The sequence below is a fragment of the Halobacillus mangrovi genome, assembly GCF_002097535.1.
Lineage (GTDB): Bacteria > Bacillota > Bacilli > Bacillales > Halobacillaceae > Halobacillus > Halobacillus mangrovi_A.
Genome location: NZ_CP020772.1, coordinates 2,845,349 through 2,858,334, shown reverse-complemented (window position 1 = coordinate 2,858,334; position 12,986 = coordinate 2,845,349). Strand labels below are relative to the sequence as shown.

General features: G+C 38.9%; 14 protein-coding genes. 11 read left to right on the top strand and 3 right to left on the bottom strand.

Annotation, left to right across the window (positions count from 1 at the left end):
• Nucleotides 1-462: 462 nt before the first annotated feature.
• Complete coding sequence (locus HM131_RS14140; RefSeq protein ID WP_085030379.1) at nucleotides 463-1,386, bottom strand: DMT family transporter; 924 nt, start codon at nucleotides 1,384-1,386, stop codon at nucleotides 463-465.
• Nucleotides 1,387-1,758: 372 nt separating this feature from the next.
• Between HM131_RS14140 and HM131_RS14135 the strand changes: the two genes are divergently transcribed.
• Nucleotides 1,759-2,334, top strand: a complete 576-nt coding sequence (locus HM131_RS14135) for a histidine phosphatase family protein (protein WP_085030378.1) — start codon at nucleotides 1,759-1,761, stop codon at nucleotides 2,332-2,334.
• 755 nt (nucleotides 2,335-3,089) lie between these two features.
• A complete protein-coding gene (locus tag HM131_RS14125; RefSeq protein ID WP_085030376.1) occupies nucleotides 3,090-4,097 on the top strand; it encodes a Gfo/Idh/MocA family protein in 1,008 nt (335 codons plus the stop codon).
• 400 nt (nucleotides 4,098-4,497) lie between these two features.
• Here HM131_RS14125 and HM131_RS14120 read toward each other — a convergent pair whose 3' ends face one another.
• Nucleotides 4,498-5,244, bottom strand: coding sequence for a L,D-transpeptidase family protein (locus HM131_RS14120; RefSeq protein ID WP_085030375.1), 747 nt, complete (start codon nucleotides 5,242-5,244; stop codon nucleotides 4,498-4,500).
• 198 nt (nucleotides 5,245-5,442) lie between these two features.
• On the opposite strand from HM131_RS14120, the gene HM131_RS14115 reads away from it, so the two are divergent.
• On the top strand, nucleotides 5,443-5,784 hold the full coding sequence (locus tag HM131_RS14115) for a VOC family protein (protein ID WP_085030374.1): 342 nt from the start codon (nucleotides 5,443-5,445) through the stop codon (nucleotides 5,782-5,784).
• 30 nt (nucleotides 5,785-5,814) lie between these two features.
• A complete protein-coding gene (locus HM131_RS14110) occupies nucleotides 5,815-6,384 on the top strand; it encodes a DUF4256 domain-containing protein (protein ID WP_232324948.1) in 570 nt (189 codons plus the stop codon).
• 493 nt (nucleotides 6,385-6,877) lie between these two features.
• Here the strand turns inward: HM131_RS14110 and HM131_RS14105 are convergent, their stop codons facing one another.
• Nucleotides 6,878-7,069, bottom strand: a complete 192-nt coding sequence (locus HM131_RS14105; protein ID WP_085030372.1) for a YjzC family protein — start codon at nucleotides 7,067-7,069, stop codon at nucleotides 6,878-6,880.
• Between the two features lie 233 nt (nucleotides 7,070-7,302).
• Here HM131_RS14105 and HM131_RS14100 point away from each other — a divergent pair, with 233 nt between their 5' ends.
• The 7 genes from HM131_RS14100 to HM131_RS14065 all read left to right on the top strand — a co-directional run bounded on the left by HM131_RS14100 (nucleotide 7,303) and on the right by HM131_RS14065 (nucleotide 12,976).
• Entirely contained in the window at nucleotides 7,303-7,923 is a 621-nt protein-coding gene (locus HM131_RS14100) for a DUF421 domain-containing protein (RefSeq protein ID WP_085030371.1), read from the top strand.
• A 122-nt stretch (nucleotides 7,924-8,045) separates the two neighbouring features.
• Nucleotides 8,046-8,570 (top strand): SRPBCC family protein, encoded by a 525-nt coding sequence (locus HM131_RS14095; RefSeq protein ID WP_085030370.1) that lies wholly within the window; start codon nucleotides 8,046-8,048, stop codon nucleotides 8,568-8,570.
• 14 nt (nucleotides 8,571-8,584) lie between these two features.
• On the top strand, nucleotides 8,585-8,980 hold the full coding sequence (locus tag HM131_RS14090; protein ID WP_085030369.1) for a VOC family protein: 396 nt from the start codon (nucleotides 8,585-8,587) through the stop codon (nucleotides 8,978-8,980).
• A gap of 756 nt (nucleotides 8,981-9,736) precedes the next feature.
• Nucleotides 9,737-10,258 carry a hypothetical protein gene (locus tag HM131_RS14080; RefSeq protein ID WP_085030367.1) on the top strand — a complete coding sequence of 174 codons (522 nt, stop codon included), beginning with the start codon at nucleotides 9,737-9,739 and terminating at the stop codon, nucleotides 10,256-10,258.
• 160 nt (nucleotides 10,259-10,418) lie between these two features.
• Nucleotides 10,419-10,892: a DUF2243 domain-containing protein gene (locus tag HM131_RS14075; protein WP_085030366.1), complete on the top strand. Its 474-nt coding sequence runs from the start codon at nucleotides 10,419-10,421 to the stop codon at nucleotides 10,890-10,892.
• Nucleotides 10,893-11,654, top strand: coding sequence for a cytochrome c oxidase assembly protein (locus tag HM131_RS14070; RefSeq protein WP_085030365.1), 762 nt, complete (start codon nucleotides 10,893-10,895; stop codon nucleotides 11,652-11,654).
• A 572-nt stretch (nucleotides 11,655-12,226) separates the two neighbouring features.
• Nucleotides 12,227-12,976, top strand: a complete 750-nt coding sequence (locus HM131_RS14065; protein ID WP_085030364.1) for a sulfite exporter TauE/SafE family protein — start codon at nucleotides 12,227-12,229, stop codon at nucleotides 12,974-12,976.
• The last annotated feature ends 10 nt before the right edge of the window (nucleotides 12,977-12,986 follow it).

The window sequence follows — 12,986 nt, the reverse complement described above, 5'->3', positions numbered from 1 at the left end:
CCCTACGTGGTTTATGTGTGAGTCAAAACTCTCTCTTGTAAAAGCTTGGTTTATCTCGATACAGAGTCTTTCAGATAAAGGGGCGATTATTCAATAAGGATAGCTGTCCCTTTCTTTGTATTAAGTAGTGATCAGTGTTTCTAAGATCCTTTTAATTATTGGATTGGGTCCGATTATTGGAATTAGTATCTGAAATTTTCTTCATTATGAATCAGCCTTCATGTAACAAATCTAAATACGACTCTTCAAATTTAGAGGGCGATAGTTACAAGGTGGCTATCGCTTATGGAGTTACGAAGTAGGTCAGTACAGCAAGAACTTTAATAAAATGTATTAAAGTTCGTCAAACCATAATGATTATTTTAGAATAGCCCAGATCTTCGAAATACATATATAGTAAAGAAACATTCCACAAAGGTTCACTTGGACAACCATTTAGTGCTGAACAATTTAGGCAACCTGTTAGTTACGATTTTCATGTTCGCAAAAATGAAGGGGTTCTTGCCCATATTGAGGGTGAGGAGGCTTCTTCACGCTAAGTACGATAACCGTAACCAGGATGAGCACCATTCCAAGAAGTTGAATGATGGACAAATGGTCTCCGATAAGCAGGAAACCGAATAATGAAGCTGTTACCGGCTCAACCATAGCGACCATTGAAGCAGTAGTTGGAGCAGTCCACTGAATGCCAATCACATAAAATATAAATGAAACTCCAGCACCCAGGATCCCCAATAAGAGAAACCAACCTATGTCGTTTGACGTCACCACACTAGCGGCTTCATCAATGTCTGCTACAAGTGAAAGGATGAGACAAAATGAAAAGAACGCGATGGTTAAGGTGGTCTGTGGCTTTCCAATAGAGGAGGCATGTTTAAATCCGAATATAAATAGTGCATAGGAAAGGCCGGCAGCAAGCCCGAATGATACCCCTATAAAACCCACTGATATCGAATGGGTATTGTAGGCACCTGTAAGCATGATAATCCCCATAAGTACACCCGATATGCATCCCCATTTAAACCAAGTTGAAGGTTCTATTCGTAATAAAAAAGAGATGACAAGGACGAACACCGGTGCTGTGTACATTAAAGTAGCAGCAATAGCCACACTTGAAGCTTGGATCGTGAGAAAATAAAAAGTGAAATTCCCTGCAACACCAATTCCAGCTAATAAGGACCATATGTATAAACGAGTAGAGGAGGTCCAATTTTGTTTAAAGCGTAAAAGAAACCATGCAAAAAAACATACAAAGCCAACAGTACCTCGATAAAGGGAAATCACAATAGGATCCCAGCCCTTGTTCATTAATATATTTGCGATTCCCCCACTAATGCCCCAGAATATAGCTGCAAGGATAACTAAGCTTATACCTACAGACCTCATCGTTTGTCTGCCTCCTAAAAATAAGTGTAAATCTTAATCCTTCTATATAGAAATCTAAAATGGGCTTAATAATGGAAATTCAAGAGCCAAACCATCTTCTTTACATTTTTAAGCAACCATATGATTTTTTAGAAGGCATAAATGGTAATTAGTTACAAATATTTTCTGGTTTTAGCAGGAATGTACCCTTTTTTCATCTAAAAAAACAGAATAGTGTGATGTTTTATCAGAATTGTCAGGTTCAGCAGAGTGGATCTAGATTTTCTCAGTTTCAAGTGTTAAAGAATTCGTGGCGCTTGTTCAATAAGGAAGTTCGCTTTTTCACTATGGTTGCAGTTTGGTTGGAGAAATTTTTAAAAAAGGAGTGTTTCGGTGGAGCTAGTATTTATAAGACACGGACAAGGAGAGCATACCTTGAATTTACCTGAAAGTTTACATACGTCAGATCCCGACTTAACTGAGGAAGGGACCATTCAAGCTAAATCACTAAAAAAACAATTTCCTTTATCAAAAGCAGATGTGATAATAATTAGTCCAACGAGAAGAACATTACAGACAGCACGAATTTGGAGTGAAGATATCAAGTGTAGCAAAATAGTAAGCCCTTTAGTTTCTCCAAGAATGTTTACTCAAAAATCAGAGTGGCAGACGCTTCCTTGCGATGAAATTCTCTCAAAGGAAATAATAAAAGAGGACTTCTCTGGTTTACACATCGAAGAGGAACGATCTAATGAGTGGTGGTATGAAGGTATAAATAAATTACCCGATAAAAAGTTTAAAGTATTAGCGAAGGATTTCCTGAAATGGTGCAAACAATTTGAAAATAAAAGGATCTATATAGTTTCTCACGATGGAACGATAACGTCGTATAGTCAGCTGCTTATCGGTAGAGAATTCACAAGAAATGATTTTCAAAAAGAAACTGGGGTTATAAAAGTTAACTTTTAATATTCACTAAAGGGAAAACTGTTCAACATTTTAGCAGTGACATCTATACCATAATTTAAATTCAATTTAAGTTAGCTTTAAGAGTTGCCTTCGACTTTATGAACTGTAAAAGACTCGGATTAGAGATATAGCTTTTATAATAGATAGCTCCTATTAAGGAATACTAAATAATAAAAGTAAAAGGAGCTCTCATCTATGTGGATCAATGTATTGTGCGGTCTACTTCTTCCCGGGATAATAATCGGATACTTATTCAAAAAAAATCCCCCATTAATAACATTGATGTACCCAATAGGGGTAGCCATTGCATTCGTGGGCAGCGATTGGGGTTTTGGATTTTTTTGGGATGTTTCTCCGACTTTTGAACATAATCCTTCCTTGTCGGCGTTTCCTTATAAAATCGGTTATTTCCCCTTGTTGTCCTGTTTGTTTGGTTACATAAAAGTAAAGGAAATAGTCAAAACTCCTCTGCTTATTTTTCTATTTTCGTTCATCACCACCTTTATGGAACTTTTGGCTGTTTGGTCAGGTAAAATCCTTTATTCTAATGGTTGGAACATTTTCTGGACATTTGTCACCTATTTAGCTGGGTTTATTGTAGCGTTCCTCTATATAAAAATATTGAAGAAGTATAAGGTTTTAAGGTAGAGATCTATTTGCAGTTTCCCTAGTGTAACTTTATCTACGGAAGGGTAATGTCCCAGAAAGCTTGCTGTTGTTTTTAAATAAAAAGAGCTATTCAGGGAGGCATCTAAATGAAAAGGATAAGATGGGGCATTATAGGATGCGGGGACGTCACGGAAGTTAAAAGTGGACCCGCTTTTCAACTGATCGAAAACAGTGCTCTGCAAGCTGTGATGAGGAGGAATGGAGAAAAGGCAAAAGATTATGCGGAACGTCATGGAGTGCCAAAATGGTATGATAGAGCAGAGGATTTGGTGCATGATGACGAAGTAGATGCTGTTTATATAGCCACTCCACCTTCTTCACATAAAGAATATACGATTATGGCAGCCCAAGCAGGAAAGCCGGTGTATGTGGAAAAACCAATGGCCAATAATTCGGAAGAATGTGCAGAAATGATACATACATGTGAAAGGTATAAAGTGCCGTTATTTGTTGCCTACTATAGAAGATCTCTGCCAAGGTTCCTGAAAGTGAAAGAGTTAATTGAAGAAGGTACGATTGGAGAAGTACGATTTGTTTCTATTCAGCAGACTCAACAAATCGTTCAAACAGATGAGAATGGTGAATGGCCTTGGAGAGTTATACCTGAAAAAAGTGGAGCAGGATTATTTTACGATGTAGGCTCTCACACTTTAGATCTTTTTGATTATCTGCTTGGACCTTTGAATGATGTAAAGGGGTTTGGTCTTAATCTGGCCAATTCCTATCCAGCGGAAGATACCGTAAGTGGGGTATGGAAGTTTGAAAGTGGGGCTGTTGGGACTGGGGTTTGGAATTTCTCTTCTTATAAAAATGAAGACGATAACCGTATTGTCGGTACAAAAGGAGAAATCCAGTTTTCTACGTTTGATGACAAGCCAATTATTCTATTAACCGACTCCCAGGAAGAGTCTTTTTATATCGAGCATCCTAAACATATCCAACACGCTCATATTCAAACGGTTGTTAATGAATTACGTGGGGTGGGGACTTGTCCAAGCACTGGTAAAACAGCGTTTCGTACCAACAAGGTCATGGATGAGCTTGTCAAAGAGTATTATCAGGAAAATATAGGAGAAACATACCGTTCCATGTGACTTTTACATGGAACGGTTTTTCTTCTGTTTTAGAATAATGACTCTGATCAATCTAGGCTTTAGGGTGCTTTTTTGAATTTCCTTATTCAGCTGATGTTAGATATGTTGATTCCCTTTTTCATAGCTACATTTGCAAAAGACATGGTGAGGCACTACATAGATAAGGCATCTTATAGTTAGTCGTTGAGTGAAACGCTTAACCAAATTTATTCGTAATCAAAATAGGACAGAATGAAAAGGAGTTAAGTACATGAACAACTTTCTCATAATTGGAATGATCGTTGGGATTGCAATTGGGAATCAAATCTAGATAAACTGATTTTCTTAAACTGTATTTAGAAAGAACAATAAATTTAACCTGCATATAGGGTGATGCGGATGTTTTTGTTGACCATTGATGCTAATGACTGAATAAGGCTTTCCTAGTTTTTGGTCCTACAACCCCATCAGCGATTAACCCTTTTGATTTTTGAAATTTCTTTACAGCAGATAAGGTTTGTTTTCCAAAAGACCCATCAACGCTAATGTCAAGTTTTCTCTGGAGAATTTTTACTGATTCCCCTTTACTGCCATATCTTAAGGTCTCGTTAAAGGTTTCATATTCTGCGACTACTTTTTTGGCTTTACCCACCCCATAATTTTGCGCTAACGTAGTGAAGGATGAAGAAGAGCTTGTAATGTAGACAGGAATATTCTTATCCGCACGATCATACAGCCAGATTACATCTTTGTTATACATACGGATACAACCGCTGGAAGCGTAGGTTCCAATTGAGGCCGGATCATTTGTTCCATGCACTCCATAAAGATTTCCCGATGTATGTCCCCAATCTCCAGGAACTTTTATCCCCAGCCACCGCGCGCCTAGTGGATTGCGAGGATCTCCACCTGGAATGTTTTCTTTATACCATGGCCTGTTTTTAACCTTATTTACTAAAGAAAATTTCCCTTCCGGAGTTAAACTCCTCGTTCTTCCAGTTGCTACAGGAAACACTTTTTGTAAAGTACCGTTTTCATAAAAAGCTAGTTGGTTGTTACTTTTGTTAATAATAATTGCTTCGTTCTGTGCAGCTTCTGTCGGCATCACCAACAAACTAAAACTCATTCCCAAAATCCCTAATGCAAATGCGGTTTTTCTTAGTAGCATTCTCTATCCTCCACCATTCCTTAGTTAGCATGGAAATATTATACTTTTAGTAACTGGAGAATAGGTGTCGTAAGCCGCTGTCGAAATAAATAAATTTTCAAGTTCTCTAAGACAAGGTAGAATAAGCCCAAAAATAAAGGGTTTATCTTGAATAGAAAGAAATACTAGTATAGACCATGATTGATTAGGAGGTACCACATGATTGATCGATTGGACACCGTTTGTATAAAAGTAAAGGACGTAGAGAAATCCAGTAATTGGTATCAGGAAGTCTTAGGATTCGGAGTTGCATTCGAGGGTAACGGATATCGAGTTTTAAGCGTTGGAAATGGTGTGCCACTAACGATTGAAGAGGGATTAACCTCTATGAGTACGAATCAGAGTTATCCAATATTCTTTTCAAAAAATATTGAGGACACTTATTCAAGTTTAAAAAGTCAGGGTGTACAAATAGATCCACTACATAACGATGATGTAAGTCATTTTTTTGATTTTTACGACTTGGATGGTAATAAATTGCAAGTGTGTTACTTTGAATAAGGAAATCTAATAAGGGGGAAGGACATGACAATGAAACGTAAAAACAGCAATGACTTGCCACTAGAACAAAAAGAAGAATTACTTACAGTGTTAAAAGACCGTTTTGAGAAAAACGTGAACCGCCATAAAGGTATGGAATGGGAGAACGTCAAAGCTAAGTTAGAGACTAATAAAGAAAAACTGTGGTCCCTCAATGAAATGGAGAAAACCGGTGGTGAACCGGATGTTATTGACTATGACGAAGAGAATGACGTATTCATTTTTTATGATTGTTCAACGGAAAGTCCTAAAGGACGCAGAAGTGTATGCTACGACCGTGAAGCGCTAGAGTCGAGAAAGAAACATAAGCCTGACAACAGTGCTATGCATATGGCCAGCTCGATGGGGATAGAAATTTTGACGGAAGTGCAATATCGAGAGCTTCAAGAACTTGGAGATTTTGATAAGAAAACGTCGAGTTGGGTGCAAACACCTACTGATATTAGAGAACTCGGTGGCGCAATTTTTTGTGATTTTCGCTACGGTCACGTCTTTGTTTATCATAACGGCGCTGAATCTTACTACGCTGCCAGGGGATTTCGTGGCTCACTAAGGGTCTAATTATTGCGAGGGCAATATTTTTAAGAATTTTAATTTAGTAAGATTTGGGGAGGCTGTCGAATCGCTCTCGACAGCCTGAGGAACTCTCTATCTTAGGAGTTCCTTTTTTTGTGCTTCATATTAACTTATTTTCTTATGGTTGGCGCTTTCGAGGTTGTTTCTCTTCTTTTCGCGCATGTTGCTGGGCGTTTTTCTTGGACAGTTTTTTATTACCTTGAGCCATATGATCACTCCCCTCGTTCTTATTATTTCTAGAACCATTCGATTTATTGATCAAATCTTGTATAAGAGTGTAGGATAAAGCTCCTGCAAGTTATGAAATAGATATGTAAAGAAACCTATGCAAAAAACGGTGGGCTTACTGATCATGGTTGTAGGTGTATTGGTATTTAAGCAGGGGATAAGTTTCCATTGATAAGGAAGGCTCAAGTGAAAAGTTTTGAATAACGATAAAAAGCCCTATCCATGAAGAGGATAGGGCTTCCTATGCATCTTAGTTACTGGAAGCTTTCCAATAAGCCGCCTCTTTTTTAGAACGAAGCGGTGGGAAGGTTTCTCCGCTTTCCAATTTCACTTGTTTCTCATCTTCACTGATGTCACTCTCGTTGCCGCCATCCACTAAGCCATCAAACGTATACGTGCCATTCTTAGGTGCTTTTTCTCCTGTCTTGTAACGTTCAGCCATTTGTTTTATCTCCATTTCTAAAAATTGGAATTTTTGTGTGTACATAAGCTATATATCCACTTTAAGAAAAAGACAAACCAAATTCAGCGCATTTCTTTATATTAGAATAATAATTGATTCAATAGACTTAGTGCTGTTTCAAAAGGTCTATAGGAACAGGTTTTCTTATGTCGAATAGCATCCCCTATTTTGTTAAAGATAAAATGGATATCACAAGTGGAGGAGAATTCGCTATGGAATGGGACTTTATTTGGAAAGCGGCACTCATTGTTGTCGTAGGTACTTTTCTATTACGCATTGCAGGTAGAAAAACAATTTCACAAATGACTTTGGCTGAGACCGTTATTATGATTGCAATTGGTTCTTTGCTCATACAGCCGGTCGCTGGTAAGAACGTATGGGTGACCTTTATGGTGGGAGGAATATTAATTTTGACTTTGCTTGCCATGGAATATGTTCAAGTGAAATCTGATGGACTAGAGAGGTTGATTACGGGTAAGTCAAAAGTTGTCATTCAAAATGGAAAAATCCAAGTGAAAACGCTCTCCAGATTGCGGATGACAGTGGACCAGCTTGAGATGAATTTACGCCAGAGAAATGTTACGAATATAACTGATGTTGATTGGGCCACGTTAGAGCCGAATGGGCAAGTAGGTTTTACTTTGAAGCAAGATTCTCAACCTGTGACAAAGAAGGATTTAAACCAATTGATTCAGGCATTAGAAAGCAATGCTCAACAGTTGGCGCAATTGAAGCTTCAGTTGGCTACAGAAGAGGCTCAGCCAAAACAGAATATTTTTACCGAGATCAATGACAAACGAGCGAAAGAAAACTTTCCAGACCAACTACAATAAAGAGAAGCCATAGAGGTTTCTCTCAATTTTTTTTTCTTTTTGAAGAATAAAGGAAAATGATAGGAAAACAACGAAAAGATAATTGTAAAACACTTACTTGCTTTCTGAAAGGAGAAAGGAAAATGTCTGAATACGAAGCAGCCAGCGGTCTGAGGACAAACGTTGATGGGCGAGTGTTAGTCATGGAGAGGACCTTTCATGCTCCGCAGAGTCTTCTGTTTCAAGCTTATTCAGATTCAAAGCAATTATCGGATTGGTGGGGACCACAAGGATGGGAAACGGAAAATCGTACATTCGAGTTTAAGCCAGGTGGTACGTGGCTTTACTGTATGAGGTGTATGGATAAGGCCCAGGGAGATTTTTACGGCCAAGAGTCCTGGGGAAAAGCGACGTTTAATGAAATCGTGGAGCCGGAAAAAATTGTTTATACGGATGTTTTTGCCGATGAGAAAGGAAACGCAGTCGAAGGCATGCCAAAAATGGAAATCACAATTGAGTTCAAGGAAAAGGAAGGGAACTCAAAGCTAGTGGTTATATCTGAATTTGCATCTGAAGCACAGTTGAAAGAAGTTTTAGGAATGGGAATGATTGAAGGTTTCAATTCGCAATTGGATCGACTCGACGAACACCTCGAAAAGCACCAGTGAAAGGAGTTTTTAACGTGAAAAAAGTCACCCCCTTTTTAATGTTTCAAGATGGAAACGCTGAAGAGGCAATGAAGTTCTACACTTCTGTTATTGATGGTTCAGAAATCAGATCGGTGACTCGCTATGGAGCGGAAGGACCAGGGAAAGAAGGAACGGTAATGCAAGCAGTATTCTCCTTAAAAGATCAGGAAATTATGTGTATAGATAGCCCAACGCCTCATGATTTCGATTTTACCCCTTCCTTCTCGTTATTTATTACATGTGAAACGATGGCAGAACTCGAACGGCTCTTCGAGAAGTTAGGTGAAAATGGAGAAGCATTAATGCCTCTCGATCATTACGGTTTCAGTCAGAAATTCGGGTGGGTAGTTGACCGGTACGGAGTTTCTTGGCAATTGAACCTCGAATAATGCAGAAAGACGTGTCCAAACGGGCACGTTCTTTTTTTGTGCGGTTTTGCGTACAGGGAGAAGGGGGATAGAGTGGTTAGAGACTATTTACCACTTCAAATATGACTCTACTTATAGTGATCGCTATGGTGCAATGGATTAAACTTATATTTTTCCAGATCTCTATAATAAAGGGGAAAAACCACCAAATTAGAAAAGAAAATATAAGGTATTGTTCTAGTCAAGGAGATCTGTTCATGAAGGAAATACAAGGTGCTTTACATTTTACGACCCAGATGGAAACCACTTAGGCTGTTGTGAGTAGTTTTAACAGGCTGAAAAGGACTCAGTTTAGGCCTCCTCGCATAGTGGAATGGTTAGTTAAAAGATAAGGAGGGATATAAAATGAGATTGATTCGTTCTTTAATCCATACAATAGTTGATATCCTTATGTTCATTCCACGCGCAATTGGAAGATTGATCAAAAGGATCGTATAAATTAAATCAGAGTTCTCAAAAAGGCACTTCTAAATGGAAGTGTCTTTTTACTTTTATTTTTATTTTAAACGATATTCGATACTAATCGTTTTATCGGCTAATATCCTGCTGATTACTACCACTAGTGGGTTCAACCCGAATTCCATTCTAATTATTCTGTCTATTTGTCAAGTATTAAACCTTTTATCACTTTTTTTCTTTCCAGAAAACGGTTCAGAAGTGTCTCTATGTGTTAGAATATTCCGTAAATCATTATTGATGCTGAAGGAGGATTATTGGATGTCTCAAGTGCACCCATATGACAAACAAATGAAACAACAAATAGTAGAGGATGCCTGTCATTCCTTACGTAAATATGACCGGGCCCACTGGGTAACGGTAACGAAAGAAGCGTTCCGGCCGCTTCATTTGGTATTCCATTGGAAACAACGGTTAGATTCGGGGATCACGATGGAGTACACGCTAGTCTATCATTCGGAAAAAGATCTCTACTTTTGGATTATCGAAGATGTTTTAAACAAAGAACTCTTTATGAAAAAAGTACAGCCTTCTGATGAATTTATTGAAGCAGTTGTAAATGGTTATGATGAACCTCTAACTTCTCCTTCTATCCACCACTACGTTGAACAGAAGCTCCCAATGCTTCCAGCAGCTTCTCTATTCGATATTGGTTTCGGCTACATGCCTGTAGATGAACTGCAGGCGATGATTTGGGAACATGTTGCTGTAAACATCCGGCGTTTTAAACCAGGATTTTCTAGTGGTATTCGATTGGTAGAGGAACTGCCTGTTTTAGCTTAAAGGAAATAATAGCACAGGAGAAGAGGCCTCTTATGAGGTCTCTTTTTTACATAGGAAGTTTGAAAAATAGTTGTTTCGCATTCCCTTTTTTTGGATATTTAATAGGGAAAAGCTTATTCATTACGATAAGCGACATCTGATTAAAGGGAGTGCAACATGGATGAACACTTCTAAGAACCGTTCGAAACATTTGTCAAAAAATCTTTGGTCAGGGTTTTTGTTTGGGATCGGGATGGCTGCTTTTGTTGATGAGACAGTATTTCACCAACTGTTACATTGGCACCATTTTTATGATAAGTCTACGACTACGGTCGGACTTGTTTCCGATGGTTTTTTTCACGCTTTTAGCTGGTTTTCTACCATCGGCGGTTTATTCTTAGTTGCTGATCTTCGCCGGCGGAAAGCTTTTTGGTTCAAGAGATGGTGGGGAGGAGTACTCTTAGGGGCTGGACTTTTTCAGTTTTATGATGGCACCATTCAGCACAAACTCATGCGTCTTCACCAGATCAGATACGATGTTTACATCTTGCCCTACGACATTATATGGAACGCACTGGCTCTGATCATGATTGCGATCGGAGTGTTTTTGCTTATAAGGACAAATACAAAAAATGCATTAGGGGTCTATGAGTAAATGAAAGGGTTAACCCTCGAATTGATGTCGTATGTAATGGCTGCTCCATTTGTTGCTGCGCTTATTGTTTACCTGGTTTTAACGTGGTTGAGTAAAAGGCGTTCGAGAGACTGGCCGTTATATCGTATAGTCCTCTGGTCACTAGGTGTCGTTTGTTGTCTATGCTCTGTCGTTGGCCCTTTGGCAAGTCTAGCTCAGCACGATTTCTACTATCATATGGTGACCCACTTGCTATTAGGCATGCTTGGCCCGCTCTTATTTGTATTAGGGGCACCTATGACGCTTGCGCTAAGGGCTCTCCCAGCCAAACAAGCACGTTTAATCACCCGGGTGCTAAGAAGTGAACCGGTGCGTATACTCAGTCATCCCATCACAGCTTCGATATTAAACATTGGTGGGTTGTGGGTTCTATATACTACAAATTTGTATGCACTTATGCATCACTATTTTTTGCTTCATTTACTTGTCCATGTGCACGTGTTCTTAGCGGGATATCTCTTTACCATTTCATTGATATACATCGATCCGACGCCGCATCGATATAGTTTTGCCTACCGAACGTTGGTGTTTATAGCTGCCCTGGCAGCACACGGAATTTTGTCTAAATACATTTATGCGTTTCCCCCTGATGGAGTATCAAGATCGGCTGCAGAGGCTGCTGGTAAATTGATGTATTATGGCGGGGATCTGATAGATATGGTCATTATTTTCATTTTCTGTCTTCATTGGTATAGATCCTCCCGGCCGAGATCTATGGCGTAGTTTAGATTCACGCAGAGCAGTGGTGACCAGATCCGTGTCATAGAGAAAGCAGGACTTCATAGGGATTGACGGTATTTGAACGCTTGTCCAGTTTAAAGGATAGGCGTATTTTTATTGTAGTTCCAATCGAATTTTGAAATAATTGGTAGGGATAAGATCTACTTAAAAAAATGAGAGTGTAGTTGTTCAGCATTGAAATGGGTATTTTAACGTTCGTTTGTCTATTCAATTATAGGATCTGTCCAATATTCGTAAGAAACAATCCGGCTATCTATCCGTGGAAAATACTTTTTTAGAAAGGGTGGCCTTATGAATGATGAACGTTTTTCTTATTTAATTGGCTTGATCTCTTTCTTATCCTGGGTACTTTATTTTATGTCCTATTCTTCTCTGTATAAAAGTGAGAAAATCATGGAAGGCATTATTTTTATCGTGATCTTAGTAAGCCTACATATGATCATAACGAAAATCTATTTTCGGTGATTCTACCATCTAATTTTAAGATAAGGATCAAGAGCTGGAAAATGAAAAGAAATCGATTTACTATTAACTGCACAAAAGGAATGAAGCCTATGACAATATTATCTTTCTTAGCCATTTTAGCCGTAGGAATCGGATCCGGGTTTATTAACGTTATGGCTGGAGGTGGATCGCTCTTAACGATGCCCATGCTCATCATTTTCGGGCTGCCTTCTGCTGTAGCCAATGGAACGAATCGCATTGCTTTATTTGCTCAAAACCTTGTGGCCATTGCATCTTTTAGGAACAGTGGTTATTTTGACTGGAAATTCAGTACGATGCTGGCGATTCCTGCGTTACTCGGTTCGATTGTAGGTGCACGATTTGCGATATCGTTGCCTGATGAAATTTTTAACAAGATTCTATCTATTGTGATGCTTGTGGTTTTAGCGATTATCGTTTGGAAACCGCACAAGAGGCTTTCCACTGAAGTTTCTCAAAACACATGGCCAAGAAGAATCGGTCTTATCGTGATCTTCTTTTTCGTCGGAATCTATGGGGGGTTTATCCAGGCAGGTGTCGGCTTTATTATCATTGCTGCGCTTACGCTTGTATCTGGTCTTTCTCTTGTTAAAATCAATAGTATCAAGGTCTTCATTGTTGCGATCTATACGGCTTCAGCCTTAGCTGTTTTTATTATTAATGACCAGATTCATTGGGGATATGGGTTTACACTTGCGGCAGGGATGAGTATAGGAGCCTTACTCGGAAGTAGGTTTGCCGTTAAGCACGGAGAAAAATGGGTACAGCGCATATTGATTGTGGCTGTAATCGCGATGGCTATTAAGCTGTTGTTTACATAGAGTCGTGTTG

Coding starts and splice junctions, on each gene's coding strand:
- HM131_RS14140 (WP_085030379.1), bottom strand. CDS start 1,386: ATGAGGTCTGTAGGTATAAGCTTAGTTATCCTTGCAGCTATATTCTGG.
- HM131_RS14125 (WP_085030376.1), top strand. CDS start 3,090: ATGAAAAGGATAAGATGGGGCATTATAGGATGCGGGGACGTCACGGAA.
- HM131_RS14120 (WP_085030375.1), bottom strand. CDS start 5,244: ATGCTACTAAGAAAAACCGCATTTGCATTAGGGATTTTGGGAATGAGT.
- HM131_RS14115 (WP_085030374.1), top strand. CDS start 5,443: ATGATTGATCGATTGGACACCGTTTGTATAAAAGTAAAGGACGTAGAG.
- HM131_RS14110 (WP_232324948.1), top strand. CDS start 5,815: ATGAAACGTAAAAACAGCAATGACTTGCCACTAGAACAAAAAGAAGAA.
- HM131_RS14105 (WP_085030372.1), bottom strand. CDS start 7,069: ATGGCTGAACGTTACAAGACAGGAGAAAAAGCACCTAAGAATGGCACG.
- HM131_RS14100 (WP_085030371.1), top strand. CDS start 7,303: ATGGAATGGGACTTTATTTGGAAAGCGGCACTCATTGTTGTCGTAGGT.
- HM131_RS14095 (WP_085030370.1), top strand. CDS start 8,046: ATGTCTGAATACGAAGCAGCCAGCGGTCTGAGGACAAACGTTGATGGG.
- HM131_RS14080 (WP_085030367.1), top strand. CDS start 9,737: ATGTCTCAAGTGCACCCATATGACAAACAAATGAAACAACAAATAGTA.
- HM131_RS14075 (WP_085030366.1), top strand. CDS start 10,419: ATGAACACTTCTAAGAACCGTTCGAAACATTTGTCAAAAAATCTTTGG.
- HM131_RS14070 (WP_085030365.1), top strand. CDS start 10,893: ATGAAAGGGTTAACCCTCGAATTGATGTCGTATGTAATGGCTGCTCCA.
- HM131_RS14065 (WP_085030364.1), top strand. CDS start 12,227: ATGACAATATTATCTTTCTTAGCCATTTTAGCCGTAGGAATCGGATCC.